The following is a 19,002-nucleotide window of genomic DNA, read 5'->3' as shown; positions in this document are numbered from 1 at the left end:
GTGAGCACGCAGCCAGGCAACAAATATCCGTCCGCGGTGGTCCCGGACCGCCTGTTCGACGACGCCGAAGCCGAGGCCAGGTGGCGGGCCCGCTTCCACGCGCCGCGCATCTCGGTCCCCGAATGGGCCATCGACGCACCGGAGGCGAACGTCTACGTCTCCAACGCCAGCGGTGTCTGGGAGGTCTACTCCTGGGACCGGTCGACCGGTGAGCACCGCCGCGTCACCGACCGGCCCGCCGGCACCATGCACGCGACCCCGTCCCCCGACGGCCGCTGGATCTGGTGGTTCAACGACACCGACGGCGACGAATTCGGTTCGTGGGTCCGCGAACCGTTCACGCCCGGCTCCGCCGCCGAGCGCGCGGTGCCGGACGTCCACGACGGCTACCCCGCCGGACTCGAGATCGGCACCCGCGTGGTCGCCGTCGGTGTTTCGACCGACGACGGCAGCGAACTCTTCGCGCGTATCGACGGCGAGACCACGCGCTTCTACCGCCATGACGACGACGCCGGGATCGCGTCGCTGTCCCGCGACGAGTCCCTGCTCGCGATCTCGCATTCCGAGCACGGTGATTCCCGACACCCCGCGCTGCGCGTGCTGTCGACCGACGGCTTCACCACGGTCGCCGACAAGTGGGACGGGTTGGGCAAGGGGCTCGGCGCGCTCGAGTTCTCGCCGGTCGCGGGCGACCAGCGGCTGCTGGTGCTGCACGAGCGGCGCGGCCGCGAGGAACTGCTGATCTGGGACACCGCCGAGGACACCGAGCGGGAGATCGAACTCGACCTGCCCGGCGAAGTGGTCGCGGGCTGGTACCCGGACGCGCGGGCGCTGCTGGTCGTGCACTTCCACCAGGGCCGCAGTTCCCTTCACCGGTACGATCTCGCGAGCGGCGAATTGTCCTCTTTGGACACTCCGCCGGGCAGGATCGGCGGCGCCGGGGTGCGGCCCGACGGCACCGTCGAGTACTCGTGGTCCAGTGCCGCGCAGCCGACGGCGGTGCGCGCGCGGGCCGCGGACGGCACCGACTCGGTGCTCCTCGAACCGCCGGGTGACCGGGCCCCGGAATCCGCGCCGGTCACCGACGCGTTCGTCGACGGGATCGGCGGGCGGATCCACGCGCTGGTGTCCCGTCCGGCCGACGCGCCCGAAGGTCCGCTTCCGACGGTCTTCTCCCTGCACGGCGGGCCGCACGCGGCCGATGAGGACCGGTTCTCGGCCTACCGCGCCGTCTGGCTCGACGCCGGTTTCGCCGTCGTCGAGGTCAACTATCGCGGCTCGACCGGCTACGGTTCGGCCTGGCGCGACGCGATCGAAGGCCGACCCGGCCTGACCGAGCTCGAAGACGTCGCCGCCGTGCACGACTGGGCGGTCCAAAGTGGACTCGCCGATCCGGAGAAGTGCGTGGTCAACGGCGCTTCCTGGGGCGGTTACCTCTCCCTGCTGGCCCTGGGGACCCAGCCGGCGCGGTGGGCGGCGGGGATCGCCGGAGTACCGGTCGCGGACTACGTCGCCGCGTACGAGGACGAGATGGAGCAGCTCCGCTCGTTCGACCGGGCGCTGTTCGGCGGCTCGCCGGAGACGGTGCCGGCGGGGTACCAGGAATGCTCGCCGATCACCTACGTCGAGGCCGTGACCGCGCCGGTGCTGGTGCTCGCCGGGGACAACGACCCGCGCTGCCCCATCCGGCAGGTCGAGAACTATCTCGACAAGCTCGCGAAGCGGGAGGTCCCGTTCGAGTTCTACCGGTTCGACGCGGGACACGGTTCACTGGTGATCGCCGAGACGATCAAGCAGACGGCGATCGAAGTGTTCTTCGCGCTGCGGGCCGTCGGGCTCCGCTGACATGTTATGAACGGGACTTTCATTGCAAATTTTGCAATGAAAGTCCCGTTCATAACATCCGGGGCGGTGCGCGGAGGGACGGTCAGCGGTCGGAGAAGAGAGTCCCGCCCGCCGCCCAGTGTTCGGCGGGGATCTCGTTGATCGTCACCCAGACGCCTTCGGGGTTGCCACCGCAGGTCCGGACGAAGGCGTCGGTCACCTCGCGCACGAGGGCCTGCTTCTGTTCGGCCGTGCGGCCGGGGAACATCGAGACACTGATCATCGGCATGCCCGAACTCTAAAGGCCGCGATCGTGCTTCCGGAGCCTGTCCACCGCGTACGCGTCGCCTTCGAAGGTGAGCCGGACCGCGTCGCGGCCGAAGACGAACAGCAGCAACTCGATCGGCGCGCCGATCACGGTCACCGTGTCCGGCCCGTCCTTCACCCGCGCTTCGCGACCTTCGGGGGTCTTCAGGATCACGCCGACCGGTGATTTCCGCAGGTTCAACTTCGACGCCTGTTTCGCCGACTTCCACGCCACCGCGTCACGGGCGGAGTCCGCCGGACGCGGCTCCCAGCCGGGTTGACCACGGCGGACGTCCTCGTGGTGCACCAGGAACTCCGGCCCGTTCACCAGCTCGTCGAGGGGGCCGATCGTGGTCGGCCAGTACCAGGCGGGACCGGAGCGGACCTTGCCGACGACCTCCGACCACGGCCGCGCGGCGTACGAGTCCTGCACCCGCTGCGTGTAGGAGGCGAGCGCGGGCACCAGTATGCCGGGCGCCGCGTCCGGGCGCCGCTCACGCACCAGCAGGTGCGCCGCGAGATCCCGCGTCTTCCAGCCCGCGCACAGGGTCGGCGCGTCCGGGCCGATCTCCTCGAAAAGCTCGCTCAACGCACGACGTTCGTCTCCGGCGACTCCCATAGCCCCCGACGTTACGCGCCGGTAGGGCCGGGGGAAATCCGGCGTGACGCAGGGCACCCGGCTCAGTGATGGAACGCGGTACGCGGTCGCGGGCCATGATCGAGCTCGGGTAGCAGCCGCTGGAGGTCGGCGAGCAGCAGGTCCGCGAGGTCGTGCGTGAACCCGTTGCGCACCACGATCCTCAGCACGGCGAGATCGGTCCTGTTCTCCGGGAAGGTGTACGCCGGGACCAGCCAGCCACGCTCGCGAAGCCGCCGTGACACGTCGAAGACATCGAAGGTGTCGACGTCGGCCTTCGTCGTGAAGGCGAACACGGGCAGCTGATCGCCGCGCGTCAGCAGTTCGAACGGGCCCAGCTCGGCGATCCCGTCCGCCAGCTGGGTGGCCACGTCCCGCGAAGCCTGTTGCACGGCACGGAAACCTTCGCGTCCGAGCCGGACGAACGTGTAGTACTGCGCGGCCACCTCGGCGCCGGGACGCGAGAAGTTCAGTGCGAAGGTCGGCATGTCGCCACCGAGGTAGTTGACGTTGAACACCAGCTCCTCCGGCAACGCCTCCTTGTCGCGCCACACCACCCAGCCGACACCCGGGTAGACCAGCCCGTACTTGTGCCCGGACGTGTTGATCGACGCCACCCTCGGCAGCCGGAAGTCCCACACCAGCCCCGGATCCAGGAACGGCGCGATCATCGCGCCCGAGGCGCCGTCGACGTGCACCGGAATGTCCCACCCGGACCGTTCGTGCAGGCCGTCGAGCGCCGCGGCGATCTCGGCGACGGGCTCGTAACTACCGTCGAAAGTGGACCCGAGGATCGCGACGACGCCGATCGTGTTCTCGTCGCACCGGGCGATCGCCTCGTCCGCGGTGAGATGGAACCGGTCGCCGTCCATCGGCACCAGCCGCGGCTCGACCTCCCAGTACTCGCAGAACTTCTCCCAGCAGACCTGGACGTTCGCGCCCATCACCAGATTCGGCTTCCCGGCACGCCCCAGTTTCGACCAGCGGCGCTTCAACGCCATCCCGGCGAGCATGCAGGCCTCGGAGGAACCGGTGGTGGAGCAGCCCATGATCGCGGTGGGATCGGGGGCGTGCCACAGCTCGGCCAGGATGTTCACGCAGCGGCGCTCGAGTTCCGCGGTCTGCGGGTACTCGTCCTTGTCGATCATGTTCTTGTCGACGCATTCGGCCATCAGCTCGCGGGCCTGCGGCTCCATCCACGTGGTGACGAAGGTGGCGAGGTTGAGCCGGGCGTTGCCGTCGAGCATCAGCTCGTCGCGGACCAGCTGGAGCGCGGTGTCGGGCGGCAGCGGTTCTTCCGCGAGGCTGTCGTGCGGGAGGCGGATACTCGCGGCGAGCGCGGGGTACGCGCCGGCGTGCAGCGGGTTGGCCCCGCCCTTGCGGTCCGGATCGGTCGGTTTCCCCTTGTGCAGCACCATGGGCCCGAAGGTAGCCCTGGCCGTCTCCGGCGGCACCTCACCTACCCCGGACGTGCAAGGAAAGGTCCTTTCCTCGCAAATTTTGCGAGGAAAGGACCTTTCCTTGCGCGCGGCAGGGGATGGTCAGGCCTGCTGGGCCTGCCACATCCAGTGCGCCTTCTCGAGTTCCTGGGTGATCTCGATCAGGAGGTCCTGGGTGACCAGGTCGCTCTTGTCGGTCTCGTCGATGCGCTTGCGCAGCCGCTCGATGAGCGCCGTGAGGATGTCGACGATCGCGGCGACCGTGGACTCGACGGACTGCCAGTTGTCGGGATAGTCCGGCAGACCGGAACTCTCCACGACGGCCTTCGCCTGTCCGTTCGGCGAGATGCCGATGGCGTTGGCGCGCTCGGCGACCTCGTCGACGTACTGGCGCGCGGTGGCGACCAGCTCGTCGAGCTGCAGGTGCGCGCTGCGGAAGTTCGCGCCGACGACGTTCCAGTGGGCCTGCTTCGCGATCAGCGACAGATCCACCAGATCGACCAGCGTGGCCTGCAAGGCGTTACCGGTGATCTCCTTGTCGGCCTCGCTCAGCGGACTCTGGATCGGGGACTTGCCCATCTTCGGTCTTCCTTTCAGAAATTGCCGGTACAGGTGGATCTGTCGCGCGCGGGATCAGACCGTCGCCGACAGCGCGACCTCGATGTTCCCGCGGGTCGCGTTCGAGTAAGGGCACACCTGGTGCGCCTGCTCGACGAGCTGATCGGCCTGCGCTTGCTCCAGGCCGGGCAGCGAAACCTTGAGCGCCACACCGAGGCCGAAGCCCTCGCCTTGTTTGAGCACGCTGACCTCGGCGGTGACGGTGGAGCCGTCCAGCTTCACCTTCGCCTGGCGCGCGACGAGCTGCAGCGCGGAGTGGAAACAGGCGGAGTAGCCGGCGGCGAAGAGCTGCTCGGGGTTGGTCTTGTCACCGCCCGGCCCGCCCATCTCCTTCGGGATCGCCAGCGACTCGTCGATGACGCCGTCAGAGGACGTGACCTCACCGTTGCGGCCGTCGCCGCGAGCGGTGGCCACAGCGGTGTACAGAGCCTCAGCCATTCTTCGCCTACCTCCTGGTTCAACACGCCCCGTTGAGCGTCTCTGTGGTGCCAACGTCCCGCAACCGCGAAACCTTGCCACCCCATGGCAGGCATCACGTCCGGGAATACCCGGACGTCGATCGGAGCAAACGACTAGTGACCGGCGCGACTCAACGCGAACTCGGCGACCTGGCTGCCGATCAGCCGGAGGGTGCGGACGGTCTTCTCGTCGGAAGCGCCGCCGGCTTCGTCGAACTTGGTCTCCGCGGTGTTGATCGAACCACCCAAGGGGGTGGCCCAGCCGCGCAGCGCGTGCGTGATCGTGCGGAGCTGATCCAGCGTGGTGACCGCGGCCTGCCAGCCGAACGCGACGGCGGCGAGGCCGACGGCGCGGCCGTCGAGGTACGGGCGCTCGTCGTCGCGCAGGTCCTCGACGTAGTCCAGGGCGTTCTTGACCAGACCGGACAGCGCGCCGTGATAGCCCGGCGAGACGACGATGACACCGTCGGCGCGGCGGATCGCCTCGACCAGCCGCACGGCCCGTTCGTGCCGTTCTTCCAACGCGGTGTCGTAGAACGGCAGCACCAGTTCGGGCCCGGCGATCAGTTCGGTGGTGACTCCGGCCTCGGCCGCGCTGCCCAGTGCGATGCGCAACGCCCGCTCGGACTGCGATCCCTCCCGCAGGGAGCCGCCGATACCGAGGACATGAACCGTGTTCGTCGAAGTCACGTTTTCGAGGCTAACCCCTCTACTTGACTGGAGGACCAGCATCTGGAACGGAGGTCTGCGTCACACCCGTTCGCCGCAAACGGCCCGATCCCGCTGGACGGTCTACCTACTCGCAAGTAACGTGATCTGAAGCGCTGAGGAGGAAGTATGGCGATACCGCTCCAGATCCGGGTCGAAGCCGCGTTTTCGCAGCTGGCGTTCTGGCTTCCGACACCGGTGAGACGGGCCATCGCCGGACCGCCGCTCCGCCTGGACGGCCAGGAACTCGCCCTGGACGCCCAGCTCCTGCTTCGCCTGCAGAAGCTGGCGAAGGCGTCGCTGGTGCGGGGCAGCGTCGAGGAGTCACGCAGTCTCCTTCTCGCGAGCAGGCATCTGGTCAGCGGGCAGGTCATCGAACCGGTCTCCACCAGGGAACTCCTGATCCCCACGGGGGACGGCGACGTGCCGGCCACCCTCTACACCCCGGCCGGACTGCCGGACCCGTCCGCGCTGCTCGTGTTCTTCCACGGCGGCGGCTGGGTGGTCGGCAGCCGCGCCTCCCACGACAACACCGTCCGCTACCTGGCGAAACAGGCCGGCGTGCGGGTTCTTTCGGTGGAGTACCGGCTCGCGCCGGAGACTCAGTTCCCCGGTGCCACCGAAGACGCGATCGCGGCTTTCGAGTACGCCTACGCGAAGGCGCGGGATCTGGGCGCCGATCCGGCGCGTATCGCCGTCGGCGGCGACAGCGCGGGCGGGAACCTCGCGGCGGTGACCGCGCAGCAGGCGGTGAAACGCGGCGGCGGGGTCCCGGCGTTCCAGCTGCTGTTCTACCCGGCGACCGATTTCACCGTGCGCCGCCGCTCCCGGGAATTGTTCGCGGAGGACCTGTTCCTCACCGACTCGGATATGAGCTGGTTCGAAGGACATTACGTGCCGAAGGGCACCGATCTGTACAACCCGAAACTGTCCCCGCTGCACGGCGACGTTTCCGGATTGCCGCCCGCGTATATCGCGACGGCCGGTTTCGATCCGCTGCGCGACGAGGGCGAGGCTTACGCGGAGAAACTGCGGAAGGCCGGGGTCCCGGTGGCGCTCAGCCGCCAGCCGGACCTGATCCACGGGTACATCAACTTCCTCGGCGTCGGAAGGCGGTTCCGTGAGGCCACCGCCGAAGCGGCGGGCGCCCTGCGACTGGGCCTGGCCCCCAAGTGACGGCCAGAGCCCGAGTGAGGAGAAATGTCCCCACTCGGGCTCCGGCCCCCATATCGTGGCCCGCCGCCCTGCACGGCGAAACCAGACGACTCCCGCTACGGCGTAGGGACCGGGAGCGGCGGCAGCGGAAGCGGCGGGACAGGGAGTCCGCCGAGCAGGCCGGCGAGAATGCCGGTCACGGCCGCGAGCAGGGCTTTCACCAGGTCACTGACGATCTTCAACGGTCCTGGCAGGTCCGGAAGCGACGGGATCGGCACCGGCAGCGGCGGCAGCTGGCGCGCCTTGGCCGTCGGGTCCGCCAGCAGCCTGCTGGTCTCGTCGGAGCGGCCCTTGGCCAGGTCACCGAGCTTCTGGGTCTCGGTCTGGATCTGGTAGCGCTTGCCGGCGGCGATGTCCGCCAGCACCGGGCTCAGCTTGTCCAAGTCCGCCCGGGTCTTGCCGACGTCACCGGCGTAGGCCACCTTCGTGAGGCCGTCTCGCATCTGCAGCACCTGCGCGGCGAGCGCCTGTGTGTTCGACGAGCCCTTCCCACCCTCGGTGCTAGCCGTTGCGGCGCCGGCTGAGGCCACCGCCAACAGACTGCCTGCGGCTATCGCGGCAATCGTCCGGGCAATGTTGCCTTTCATTCCCTTACCTCCTGGCCTCTGGGACCTAACGAGGTAAATCGATACCCGCCGTATCGAAGGAACACCAGCCGATCACCGGTTTGAACCGTTTTCTAACCCTTACGTGCCGGATTCATGAGAAGCGAAGACCCCCGCAATTGATTAACGTCGAAATCTTGTGCCTCCCCCTGAAGATCATCTTTTTCGATCCGGTTTATGACCATCAGTGACCGAACGACCCGGTAGTACAGTTCGTTCACCCACAGCGGTGTAAACGGTGATCGTTTAGCTTCATCACTCTGTCGGACAGGCGTGTCGCACTGGTCCACTCGTGTTGTCCCCCACGCACGTCCCGCCACCTGTATGGCGCAACTGGTTTCACATGCGAGTGGGGACATGGAAGCACCCGGTGCGCGAAGACGACGCGCACCGGGTGCGTTCCGGTGGTGGGAGCAGCCTCTCGAAAGAGGTCTTCTTACTCGCGGAAAGCGTCCGCGACCTTGTCTCCGAGGTCCTTGTCGACGTTCCGCCAGTACTCGAAGACGCGCTCGAGCACCGGCCGCGAGACGTCGTTCGAGGCGTGCCCGATGATGTTGTTCGCGAGCCGCTCACGCTGCTCGTCGTCCATCACCTCGCGCACGAGGGTGCCCGGCTGGCCGAAGTCGTCGTCCTCCGCGTGGAGCCGGTACGCCGACCTGATGACCTCGTCCTCGACGCCGTAGCTCGACGACGTCTCGGAGGCGATCTCCGCGTTCGCGTGCGGGCCGCCGTAGGAGTTCGGCGCGTACACCGGGTCGCCAGGGTTGTTGTAGCGCATCGCGCCATCGCGCGAGTAGCTGTTCACCGGGGACTTCGGCGCGTTGACCGGCAGCTGGGCGTAGTTCGCGCCGATCCGGTAGCGGTGCGCGTCCGGGTACGCGAACAGGCGGCCCTGCAGCATCTTGTCCGGCGACGGGCCGATGCCCGGGACCAGGTTGGACGGCTCGAACGCGGCCTGCTCGATCTCCGCGAAGTAGTTCGCCGGGTTGCGGTCGAGCACCCAGCGGCCGACCTTGATCAGCGGGTAGTCGCCCTTCGGCCACACCTTGGTCAGATCGAACGGGTTGAAGCGGTAGTCCGCGGCTTCGGCGTAGGGCATCACCTGGACGTACAGCGTCCAGCTGGGGTGGTTGCCCTGCTTGATGTTCTTGAACAGGTCGCGAATGTAGTAGTCGGCGTCCTCGCCCGCGATGCGGTCCGCGTCGGCCTGCGGCAGGTAGCCGATGCCCTGGTCGGTCTTGAAGTGGTACTTGACCCAGAACTTCTCGCCGCCCGCGTTCTCCCACAGATAGGTGTGCGAGCCGAAGCCGTCCATCTCACGCCAGTTCGACGGGATGCCGCGGTCGCCCATCAGCCAGGTGACCTGGTGCGCCGACTCGGGGCGCAGGGTCCAGAAGTCCCACTGGATGTCGTGGTCGCGCAGGTGGTTGTCGGCGCGGCGCTTCTGCGAGTGGATGAAGTCGGGGAACTTGATCGGATCGCGGATGAAGAACACCGGGGTGTTGTTGCCGACGATGTCGTAGTTGCCCTCGGAGGTGTAGAACTTCACCGCGAAGCCACGCGGATCGCGCCAGGTGTCGGGCGAACCGTTCTCCCCGGCGACCGACGAGAAACGGGCCAGGCTCTCGGTGCGCACGCCCGGCTGGAAGACCGCGGCCTTCGTGAACTGGCTGACGTCTTCGGTGACCTCGAGGAAGCCATGGGCGCCGCCACCCTTGGCGTGCACGACGCGCTCGGGCACGCGCTCACGGTTGAACTGGGCGTTCTTCTCGATGAGGTAGTGGTCCTGGAGCAGGATCGGGCCGTTGGCGCCCAGCGTCAGCGAGTCGTTGTCGCTCGCGACGGGGATGCCCACGTTGTTCGTGGTCGGCAAGGTCACGCCGGTGCCTCCTGTTTCGTGGTGGTCCCACCACCCTCCCGCGTTTTCTGGAATGAGTCAAGAAACAGCCCCGGGGCGGGTGACGATCATGACGAAATGAAGTTGCACGCGCGTACCAAGTTACGTTCTCATCGGACGTATGGCTCTCGCTCCGTACCGTCGCGTGCTGGCCGTGCCCGGGGTTCCCAGCTCGATGCTGCTGATGTTCCTGGCCCGCCTGCCGATGACCGCGATGGGCGTGACGATGACGCTGTACGTGGTCAACGACCTCGGCCGCGGCTACGGCGCGGCCGGGCTGATCGGTGCGGCCACCACGCTCGGCAGCGCGATCGGGGCCCCGCTCGTCGGCCGCTACGTCGATCGCTACGGGCTGCGGCCGGTGGTCGCGATCTGCGGGCTGGCGTCGTCGGCGTTCTGGATCGGTGCGCCGCATCTGCCGTATCCGGTGCTGCTGGTGGTCGCGCTTCCCGCGGGGGTGCTGTCGGTGCCCGCCGGGACGCTGGCGCGGCTGGTGCTGACCGCGCTCGTGCCGCTGGAGCAGCGCCGGGCGGCGTACTCGCTGGACACGATCTTCGTGGAGGCGTCGTTCATGATCGGGCCGTCGGCCGGGATCATGGCGATCACGCAACTGCCCGCGGTCTACGCGCTCACCGGTATCGGGGTCTGCTTCGCGCTTTCGGCGGCGCTGATCTACCGGCAGAACCCGCCGATCCGCGCCGAGGCCGACGCCGAGATGTCCGCCGGGGAGCGGCCCCCGATCCGGAGCTGGCTCACCGGACGGCTCGTGATGGCGATGTTCATCGCGGGCGGCGCGCTGTTCTGCCTGGTCGGCATGGAACTCGCCGCGCTGGCGACGCTGCGCGCGAGTGGCGACATCGCCTGGTCCGGACTGCTGATCACGCTGATGTGCATCGCGTCCGTCCTCGGCGGGGCGATCCACGGCGCGGTGCGGCGGTCGCTTTCCCAGGGCACGCTGATGATGCTGCTCGCGGTGCTGACACTGCCGGTCGGGCTGGTCGCGGGGCCGTGGTGGCTGCTGGCGATCGTGCTGTTCCCGAGCAACGTGCTGTGCGCGCCCACGCTCGCGGCGAGCACGGAGACGGTCAGCGCTGCGGCGCCGCCCCGAGTCCGCGGCGAGGCGATGGGGCTGCTGGACGCGGCCAGCCGGGTCGGGCTGGCCATCGGGAGCCCGATCATCGGGTTCGTGATCGACCACTCCAGCCCGGGTTGGGGCTTCGCGGCTTCGGCCGTCGGAGCGCTGGCGATCGCGTCAGTCGGCCTGTTCTGGCGACGCACCCGTACGCCCGCGAAGGTGCCCGCGCTCGCTTCGTCCTGAAGCGTTTCGTCCTCTGGATGCGGTAGTTGCGCGTGCATCTACCGCATCCAGAGGACTAGGGCGTGTCCTGTAAGTCATTGGAGCCAGAGCACGATCGCGGCGATGGTGAGCTCGGCCTGGTAGTAGGCGGCGCGTTTGGCGTAGCGGGTGGCCAGGTCACGGAACTGTTTGAGCCGGTTGAAGCACCGTTCGACCACGTTGCGCTGTTTATAGGCCTCGGCGTCGAACGCTGGTGGTCGCCCGCCGCTGCGGCCTTTGGCTGTGCGGCGGGCGATCTGGTCATCCCGTTCCGGACTGACGAACCTAATCCGCCGGTCTCGCATCGCCCGGCGGGTTGACGGATGCGAATACGCCTTGTCCGCGATCACCGTCTCCGGTCGGCAGCGTGGCCGGCCGGGACCGATCCGGGCGACGGTGATGCCGTCCAGCAGCGGAACCAGCTGCGGGTTGTCGCCAGCCTGGCCCGGGGTGAGCAGGAACCGCATCGGCAGGCCCCGCCCGTCCACAACCAAGTGGATCTTGGTGCTCAGCCCGCCACGGGACCGCCCGAGTCCTTCCCCGTCAAGGGCGAGAGCTTCGATTCCGTCGCTGCATCCCCCTTTTTCCGGGCACCGGCGGCATGCTGGTGCGCCCGGACCACACTCGAATCGACGGAAACGATCCACTCGAGGTCGCCAACGGCGTCGTCTTTGACGATCACCCGGTCGAGAATCCGGTCCCAGGTGCCGTCTTTGGTCCACAACCGCAGCCGCTCATGCGCCGTCTTCCAAGGCCCGTAACGATCAGGCAGGTCACGCCAGGGCGCACCAGTGCGCAACTTCCACAGGATCGCGTTGATGACCTGGCGATGATCCCGCCACCGCCGACCACCACCTTGCCGCGGCGGCAGCAACGGCTCGATCACCGCCCAAGCCTTATCCGTCAACTCACCACGACCAACCACACCCGCAATCCAACCGAACCCCAGCTAGATCACTTACAGGACACGCCCTAGATGCGGGGGGCTAGGCGCAAACTTTGCGGAGGGCGTCGAGGCGGTCGAGGTTGCGCTTGGTCCAGTCCGCGATCTTGCCCGCGTCCTGGATGTTCTCCTTCTGGACCTGCAGATACGAGTCGGCCATCCCGGTGAGCGCGCTCGCCACGTTCTGCTCGCCGACGCTGTTCGCCAGCTCGCGCAGGCGCTTCTCCTTGTCGGCGGCCCGTTCCTTGATCGTCGCCGGGTCCGGGTTGAGGTCGGCGAGGCTGAGCGCCTCGGCGCACGCGCCGACCTTGGTCGCGGCCTTGTTCGTCTGATCGACCGCGTTCGTGACCTCGCTGCAGCCCGCCAGCGCCAGACCGGCCGCGGCCAGCAGCGCGGCGATTCCCCACCTCTTCATGCGTCCACAGTAGCGATTTCGTGGGCGGTATGTCGGAGTCGTCCGGCATACCGCCCACGCCTCACCCCTTGACGCAGACGACCTGCTTCAGATGCGCGACCACCTCGACGAGGTCGGTCTGCGCCTTGATCACCGTTTCGATGTCCTTGTACGCGGCCGGGATCTCGTCCACCACCCCGGAGTCCTTCCGGCATTCCACGCCGGCGGTCTGCGCGGCGAGGTCGTCGGCGGTGAACAGCTTCTTGGCCTTGTTCCGCGACATCCGGCGGCCCGCGCCGTGCGACGCGGACTGGAAGGACGACGCGTTCCCGAGGCCGCGCACGATGTACGAACCGGTACCCATGCTGCCCGGGATGATCCCGAGGTCACCCGAACCCGCGCGGATCGCGCCCTTGCGGGTCACCAAAAGGTCGACGCCGTCGTAGGTCTCTTCGGCGACGTAATTATGGTGACAGCTGATCGCGTCGTCGAACGTCGTCTGCGGGACGACGTCCTTGAGCGCCTGCTTGACGAGCGCGACCATGGTCGCCCGGTTGCGCGCCGCGTAGTCCTGCGCCCAGAACAGGTCCCGCCGGTACGCCTGCATCTCCGGCGTGCCCGCCACGAACACCGCGAGGTCCGGATCCGGCAGATCCGCGTTGTGCGGCAGCTTCCGCGCGACGGCCATATGGCGTTCCGCGAGTTCCTTGCCGATGTTGCGCGAACCGGAGTGCAGCATCAGCCACACGCGGCCTTCATCGTCCCCGCCCTGTTCGAGGCAGACCTCGATGAAGTGGTTACCGCCACCGAGGCTCCCGATCTGGCGCGCCGCGCGGTCGTGCAGATCCTGGACGCCGGGGTGCAGGTCACCGAAGGACTTCCAGAAGGCGTCCCAGCCACCGACACCGTGCACCTTCGCCGGGTTCACCGGCGACTTGTGCAGCCCGAAGCCGACCGGGACCGCCGATTCGATCCGGCGGCGGAGCTTCAGCAGGTCGTCGGGCAGATCCGCGGCGGTGAGCGAGGTCCGCACCGCGCTCATCCCGCAGCCGATGTCCACGCCGACGGCGGCCGGGGACACGGCGTCGCGCATCGCGATCACGCTGCCGACCGTCGCGCCCTTGCCGTAGTGGACGTCGGGCATGACCGCGACCCCGTGCACCCAAGGCAGGTTGGCGACGTTGTGCAGCTGTCGCATGGCCTGGTCTTCGACCGAGGTGGGATCCGCCCACATCCGGATCGGAACCCGCGAGCCTTCGACCGCCGTGTACATGACTTTCCCTTCGTGGAAAACGTTTTGTCGCCCTTGAGCATGCACGGGCCGGACGAACCGGACAAGGCAATTAGCAGCCTCCACAATGGACAGTCCACACGCGACCACGCCGGGCGGGGTGATGTTCATCGCGAAGTCTTCGATCGTATTCGAAAAGTGATCGGCCCTCGCCGGTGCTTCGGGCACAATGAGCGCTCGGTGTCGGGGGTACACCAACTCTGGGGAAGGTCCGTTTCACGGTGAAGTCTTTTCGCGGGCTGCTCGCTGCCGCCCTGCTCGCCGCGTTTCCACTGCTCGTACTGGCGTTCGTCGGCGGGATCGTGGCACTCGAGGTACTGGCGCTGCGGCACAATGTGTTCACGGCGGTGAAGCTCGGCATCGTCACGGTTCCGGTCGGGTGGATCCTGCTCAAGACCCTGCTCACGGTCGAACGGGCGACCGGTGACGACGTACCCGGCGTCGCGGTGACGCCGGAATCCCAGCCCGCGCTCTGGGCGCTGGTCCGGGAGCTGGCGGACGAGGCGGGCACGCGGCCGCCGGACGAGATCTACCTCGATCCGGACGTCAACGCCGCGGTCACCGAACGGACGTCGTGGCTCGGACTGCGGGTGCTGCGCCGCCGGATGATCATCGGTGTCCCGCTGATCATGGGCCTGCGCCAGGACCAGTTCCGCGCGGTCCTCGCGCACGAGCTGGGGCACTACAGCAACAAGGACACCCGGTTCTCCGCGCTGACCTATCGCGGGCGCAAGTCCATCGCGCGGGTGGTCAACGGCCTCGGTCGCGAAGGCTACTTCGAGCGCTTCGTCGGCTGGCTCTTCAAGCAGTACGCGAAGCTGTACTTCGCCGTCTCGATGAGCGTCTGCCGTGCCCAGGAACTCGCCGCCGACGCCGTCTCGGCACGGCTCGCGGGCACCGAAGCGGCGGCCTCGGCACTGCGTGAGATCGAAGCGCTGGCCGTCACCTGGCGGTTCTTCATGAACAACTACGCCGCGATCGGCTGGGACGCGGGCTACCTCCCGGACCGGTTCGGCGAGGGCTACCGCGCGCTGCTCACCGACCCGACCCGGGCGGAGCAGATGGAGGAGATGCGGCGGAACCCGTCGGAGGAGAAGACCTCGCGGTACGACACGCATCCGGCCACGCGCGACCGTGTCGCGACGCTCGAAGCCGGGCCGCGGGTCCCCGTCCGGCCCGGTGGCGAACGCCCGGCGGCCGAGCTGTTGACCGGCGCCGAAGAGATGCTCGACGAAGCGCTGTTCACCGTCTTCTCCGACGAGGCCCACGCGATGCGGCGGACGGACTGGCAGTCCCTGGTCGCCATCGGCCGTCGTCACGCCGCCGCCGAAGCGGCCGCCGAGGTCCTGGGCGAACGCACCCTGGACATGGCGCTGGACCTGCTCGACGCGGGCAGGCACGAGGAACTCGCCGACCCGGACGAGAAGCCGCCCGCCGGCGCGGGGGCCCGCGCTCGCCGCGAGTTCGCCGCCGTCTCCGTCCGCAGGCGGATGGAGGTCGTGGTCTCCGCGGCCCTCGCCGACGTCGGGGTGGCCCGCTGGACGCTGTCGTGGTCCGGACCGGCGCCGTTCACCCTGGACGGGCAGCTCGAAGACCTGCTGCCGTCCGCCCTCGACAAGGCCACCGCGGCCGAATCCGACACCGCGCCGCTGCGCGCGCTGCTGACGGCCGCCGGGGTGACCTCGGGTTACCGGCCGTCCGTCACGCTTGTTCGTTCTTAAGGAGTTTTCGAAAGTGCTTTGGCTGCTCAAATCCCGTGAACGCAAGGCCGTCTTCGCCCTGATGAAGGAGGCGAAGCGCCGCGGCATCAGCGTCGACGAACTCACCGACACCATGACGCCGGAAGAGCTCGTCGCGCTGCTGCCGCCGGAGAAGCCCAAGTTCAAGGGCAAGATCCCGGACGTCACGCGCTGGGGTCTCCCGCCGGACCACGAGGTTTCGACCGAGGAGTACTGGACCGACGAAGAGATCCTCGCCGTCCAGGCGTCGACCGCGCGTGGTGATTGGGAGGGTGCCGCGGCGCTGCTGGCGTCGACCTGGGGGAACTGGGATCGCCGCAACCTGGTGAACGGCGCGCTGGGCGAGGCCGCCGCGCAAGACGACGCCTGGCTGCGGACGTGGCGCAAGGCCCGGCCCGGTGACCCGGGCGCGGCGCTGGTCAACGCGGAATCGCTGGTGCACGTGGCCTGGGAGGTGCGCAGCGGACTGCAGGCGAAGCACGTGACCGAGGAGCAGTTCGCCGCGTTCTTCCGGGTACTGGAGCAGGCCGAAGAGGCCGTGCGCGAGGCGGCCGCGCTCGCTCCCGAGGACCCGACGCCGTGGGTGACCGCGCTCGCGATCGCGATGGGGCGGCAGTACGAGAACGACCAGTACCTCGAGGTCTGGGCGGAACTCGTCGCGCGCGATCCGCAGCACCGCGGGGCGCATTCGCGGGCGCTGCAGTACTGGTGCCCGAAGTGGTTCGGCTCGGACGAGCTGATGTGGGAGTTCGCCGAGACCGCCGCGGCCAAGTCGCCGAAGCTGGCGCCGCTGCTGCTGATCGCCGCGCACGAATCCGAGTTCCGTGACGTGCCCGCTTGGCGGGATCCGCGGGTCGCCGGCGCCCTCGACGGGATCGTGGCCTGGCTCGACGGCGAAGGACGCGACCACCCGTCGACGCGTTCGGACCGGGCGTACGCGGCGAAGGCGCTGGTGGAGAACGGGCGCTTCGACGAGGCCGTCGAGCAGTTCCGGTTCCTGGGGACGCGGGCGGACAGCGGGATGTGGGCTTACAGCCGGGACGCGCGGGGCGAGTTCCTGGCGACGCGGTACGCGGCCTGCTTCGGCGCGACGAAACCCTGACGCGTTTCGTCCTCTGGATGCGGCTGGGATCGGGGCGCGCGTGCAATGAAAGGTCCTTTCCTTGCGAAATTTGCAAGGAAAGGACCTTTCATCTCACGCCACTGAGATAGAACGCGTTTCGTCCTCTGAACGCGGGACGGGGTCAGGAGTTCGCGGCGACCAGTTCGGCGATCTGGACGGCGTTCAGCGCCGCACCCTTGCGCAGGTTGTCGTTCGACACGAACATCACCAGGCCGCGGCCACCCTCGACACCCGGGTCGGTCCGCAGCCGCCCGACGTACGACGGGTCCCGGCCGGCGGCCTGCAGCGGGGTCGGGATGTCCGACAGCTCCACCCCGGGCGCCCCGGTCAGCAGCTCGGTCGCGCGGACGACCGAAAGCGGCTGCGAGAACTCGGCGTTGATCGAGAGCGAGTGCCCGGCGAACACCGGCACCCGCACACAGGTGCACGAGACCAGCAGCTCCGGGATGCTCAGGATCTTGCGGCTCTCGTTGCGGAACTTCTTCTCCTCGTCCGTCTCGAACTCACCATCGTCCACAATGGACCCGGCGAGCGGGAGGACGTTGTGCGCGATGGGCCGCGCGTACTTCTTCGGTTCGGGGAAGGTCACCGCCGAGCCGTCGTGGGTCAGCGCGCCCGCGTTCGCCACCGACGCGGCGAGCTGGCCTTCCAGCTCTTCGACACCGGCGAGGCCGCTGCCGGACACCGCCTGGTAGGTGCTGGCGATCAGCCGCACCAGCCCCGCTTCGGCGTGCAGCACCTTGAGCACCGGCATCGCGGCCATCGTGGTGCAGTTGGGGTTCGCGATGATCCCCTTGCGCGCTTCCTTGATCGCCTCCGGGTTGACCTCGCTGACGACCAGCGGGACGTCCGGGTCCATCCGCCAGGCCGACGAGTTGTCGATCACCGTGGCACCGGCCGCGGCGAACCGTTCGGCCTGCGCCTTGGAGGTCGCGCCACCGGCGGAGAACAGCGCGATGTCCAAACCGGACGGATCCGCGATCGTCGCGTCCTCGATGACGATTTCCTGGTCCTGCCAAGGAAGCTTCGTACCGGCGGACCGCGCCGAAGCGAAGTAGCGCATTTCCGCGACCGGGAAACCCCGTTCGGCCAGCAGACGGCGCATCACGCCGCCGACCTGACCGGTCGCCCCGACGACTCCTACCCGCAATCCCTCGGCCATCAGCGACCACTCCCCGCGTAGACGACGGCTTCTTCATCGCCGCCGAGTTCGAATGCCTCGTGGATCGCGCGCACCGCGTCGTCCAGCTGCGCGTCGCGGATCAGCACCGAGATCCGGATCTCCGAGGTGTTGATGATTTCGATGTTGACGCCTGACTGCGCGAGCGCCTCGCAGAACGTCGCCGTGACACCGGGGTGCGAGCGCATCCCCGCGCCGACGAGCGACACCTTGCCGACGTGGTCGTCGTACAGGACCGACTCGAAGCCGATCTCGTCCTTGATCTTCTCCAGCGACTGCACGGCCTTCGCGCCGTTGGCCTTCGACAGCGTGAAGGTGATGTCGGTCCGGCCGGACACCGTGCTGGACACGTTCTGCAGGACCATGTCGATGTCGATCTCGTTGTCGGCGATCACCCGGAAGATCCTGGCGGCGGCGCCGGCGTGGTCCGGTACGCCGGTCACCGTGATCTTGGCTTCGGAGCGGTCGTGCGCCACACCGGTGATCAACGCTTGTTCCACGGGGATCTCCTCGATAGAACCGGCCACCGTGGTGCCCGGCTTGTCACTGTAGGAAGAACGGACTCGGATCGGGACGCCGTAGCGGCGCGCGTACTCCACCGAGCGCAGGTGCAGGATCTTCGAGCCGCTGGCCGCGAGTTCGAGCATCTCCTCGTACGGGATGGTCTCGAGCTTCTTCGCGTCCGGCACGATCCGCGGGTCGGCCGAGTACACACCGTCCACATCGGAATAGATCTCGCAGACGTCGGCGTTCAGCGCCGCGGCCAGCGCGACGGCGGTGGTGTCCGAACCGCCGCGGCCGAGTGTGGTGATGTCCTTGGTGTCCTGTGACACGCCCTGGAAACCCGCCACCAGCGCGATGTAGCCCTGGTCGAGGGCTTCGGTGACCCGGCTGGGGCTGACGTCGATGATCCGCGCGTTGCCGTGCACCGACGTCGTCACCACACCGGCCTGCGAACCGGTGAACGACCACGCCTCCGCACCCTGCGCCGAAATCGCCATCGCGACCAGCGAGTTGGAGATGCGCTCACCCGCGGTGAGCAGCATGTCCATCTCCCGCTCCGGCGGAGCCGGATTGACCTGCTGAGCCAGGTCGAGCAGCTCGTCCGTCGTGTCACCCATGGCGGAGCAGACGACGACGACGTCGTTGCCGGCCTTCTTGGTGGCGACGATGCGTTCCGCGACGCGTTTGATCCGGTCGGCACTTTCCAGCGACGAACCGCCGTACTTCTGGACCACGAGGGCCACGCCCGAACCTCCTCGACGGGCCGGGCGGCTCCTGGTGGGCAC

General features: G+C 68.3%; 18 protein-coding genes. 5 read left to right on the top strand and 13 right to left on the bottom strand.

Going from position 1 to position 19,002, the window contains the following annotated elements; translation table 11 throughout:
• Positions 1-1,845 (top strand): prolyl oligopeptidase family serine peptidase, encoded by a 1,845-nt coding sequence (locus tag SD37_RS02405; protein ID WP_065912738.1) that lies wholly within the window; start codon positions 1-3, stop codon positions 1,843-1,845.
• Between the two features lie 82 nt (positions 1,846-1,927).
• On the opposite strand, the gene SD37_RS02400 is transcribed toward SD37_RS02405, so the two are convergent.
• The 6 genes from SD37_RS02400 to SD37_RS02375 form a co-directional block, all read right to left on the bottom strand.
• The gene (locus SD37_RS02400) at positions 1,928-2,113 is read right to left on the bottom strand and encodes a 2-hydroxymuconate tautomerase (RefSeq protein ID WP_037318615.1); all 186 of its coding nucleotides are present in this window, start codon (positions 2,111-2,113) and stop codon (positions 1,928-1,930) included.
• A gap of 9 nt (positions 2,114-2,122) precedes the next feature.
• The gene (locus SD37_RS02395; protein ID WP_044853649.1) at positions 2,123-2,749 is read right to left on the bottom strand and encodes a TIGR03085 family metal-binding protein; all 627 of its coding nucleotides are present in this window, start codon (positions 2,747-2,749) and stop codon (positions 2,123-2,125) included.
• 62 nt (positions 2,750-2,811) lie between these two features.
• Positions 2,812-4,185, bottom strand: coding sequence for a glutamate decarboxylase (locus SD37_RS02390; RefSeq protein ID WP_044853648.1), 1,374 nt, complete (start codon positions 4,183-4,185; stop codon positions 2,812-2,814).
• A 123-nt stretch (positions 4,186-4,308) separates the two neighbouring features.
• Entirely contained in the window at positions 4,309-4,785 is a 477-nt protein-coding gene (locus SD37_RS02385; protein WP_044853647.1) for a Dps family protein, read from the bottom strand.
• Positions 4,786-4,839: 54 nt separating this feature from the next.
• Positions 4,840-5,262 carry an organic hydroperoxide resistance protein gene (locus SD37_RS02380; RefSeq protein ID WP_037318626.1) on the bottom strand — a complete coding sequence of 141 codons (423 nt, stop codon included), beginning with the start codon at positions 5,260-5,262 and terminating at the stop codon, positions 4,840-4,842.
• Positions 5,263-5,396: 134 nt separating this feature from the next.
• Positions 5,397-5,972 (bottom strand): NADPH-dependent FMN reductase, encoded by a 576-nt coding sequence (locus tag SD37_RS02375; protein WP_037318628.1) that lies wholly within the window; start codon positions 5,970-5,972, stop codon positions 5,397-5,399.
• Between the two features lie 147 nt (positions 5,973-6,119).
• On the opposite strand from SD37_RS02375, the gene SD37_RS02370 reads away from it, so the two are divergent.
• Positions 6,120-7,166, top strand: coding sequence for an alpha/beta hydrolase (locus SD37_RS02370; RefSeq protein WP_037318629.1), 1,047 nt, complete (start codon positions 6,120-6,122; stop codon positions 7,164-7,166).
• Positions 7,167-7,261: 95 nt separating this feature from the next.
• On the opposite strand, the gene SD37_RS02365 is transcribed toward SD37_RS02370, so the two are convergent.
• Positions 7,262-7,792, bottom strand: coding sequence for a hypothetical protein (locus SD37_RS02365; RefSeq protein ID WP_044853646.1), 531 nt, complete (start codon positions 7,790-7,792; stop codon positions 7,262-7,264).
• Between the two features lie 454 nt (positions 7,793-8,246).
• Entirely contained in the window at positions 8,247-9,689 is a 1,443-nt protein-coding gene (locus SD37_RS02360; RefSeq protein WP_044853645.1) for a catalase, read from the bottom strand.
• A gap of 193 nt (positions 9,690-9,882) precedes the next feature.
• Here SD37_RS02360 and SD37_RS02355 point away from each other — a divergent pair, with 193 nt between their 5' ends.
• Positions 9,883-11,025, top strand: a complete 1,143-nt coding sequence (locus SD37_RS02355; protein ID WP_044854027.1) for an MFS transporter — start codon at positions 9,883-9,885, stop codon at positions 11,023-11,025.
• Positions 11,026-11,099: 74 nt separating this feature from the next.
• Here the strand turns inward: SD37_RS02355 and SD37_RS41790 are convergent.
• The 3 genes from SD37_RS41790 to SD37_RS02335 all read right to left on the bottom strand — a co-directional run bounded on the left by SD37_RS41790 (position 11,100) and on the right by SD37_RS02335 (position 13,653).
• Positions 11,100-11,968 (bottom strand): IS5 family transposase gene (locus tag SD37_RS41790; protein ID WP_236725257.1). Its coding sequence is split into 2 segments (ribosomal slippage): positions 11,100-11,597 and positions 11,600-11,968, totalling 867 coding nucleotides; the frame shifts between segments, so codons are not numbered across the junction.
• A gap of 61 nt (positions 11,969-12,029) precedes the next feature.
• On the bottom strand, positions 12,030-12,401 hold the full coding sequence (locus tag SD37_RS02340) for a hypothetical protein (protein ID WP_037318638.1): 372 nt from the start codon (positions 12,399-12,401) through the stop codon (positions 12,030-12,032).
• A 61-nt stretch (positions 12,402-12,462) separates the two neighbouring features.
• Positions 12,463-13,653: an RtcB family protein gene (locus tag SD37_RS02335; RefSeq protein WP_044853643.1), complete on the bottom strand. Its 1,191-nt coding sequence runs from the start codon at positions 13,651-13,653 to the stop codon at positions 12,463-12,465.
• A 239-nt stretch (positions 13,654-13,892) separates the two neighbouring features.
• Between SD37_RS02335 and SD37_RS02330 the strand changes: the two genes are divergently transcribed.
• Both SD37_RS02330 and SD37_RS02325 read left to right on the top strand, forming a co-directional pair.
• Positions 13,893-15,392, top strand: a complete 1,500-nt coding sequence (locus tag SD37_RS02330; RefSeq protein WP_044853642.1) for a M48 family metallopeptidase — start codon at positions 13,893-13,895, stop codon at positions 15,390-15,392.
• Between the two features lie 13 nt (positions 15,393-15,405).
• Positions 15,406-16,512, top strand: a complete 1,107-nt coding sequence (locus tag SD37_RS02325; RefSeq protein WP_044853641.1) for a DUF4034 domain-containing protein — start codon at positions 15,406-15,408, stop codon at positions 16,510-16,512.
• 142 nt (positions 16,513-16,654) lie between these two features.
• On the opposite strand, the gene SD37_RS02320 is transcribed toward SD37_RS02325, so the two are convergent.
• Positions 16,655-17,695, bottom strand: coding sequence for an aspartate-semialdehyde dehydrogenase (locus SD37_RS02320; protein ID WP_044853640.1), 1,041 nt, complete (start codon positions 17,693-17,695; stop codon positions 16,655-16,657).
• Positions 17,695-18,960 (bottom strand): aspartate kinase, encoded by a 1,266-nt coding sequence (locus SD37_RS02315; protein ID WP_037318649.1) that lies wholly within the window; start codon positions 18,958-18,960, stop codon positions 17,695-17,697. Before SD37_RS02315 ends, SD37_RS02320 begins: the two co-directional genes overlap by 1 nt.
• Positions 18,961-19,002 lie beyond the last annotated feature (42 nt).

The sequence above is a fragment of the Amycolatopsis orientalis genome (genome assembly GCF_000943515.2).
In the GTDB taxonomy this organism is placed as follows: Bacteria; Actinomycetota; Actinomycetes; order Mycobacteriales; family Pseudonocardiaceae; genus Amycolatopsis; species Amycolatopsis orientalis.
This window is presented reverse-complemented; position numbering and strand designations above follow the sequence as displayed.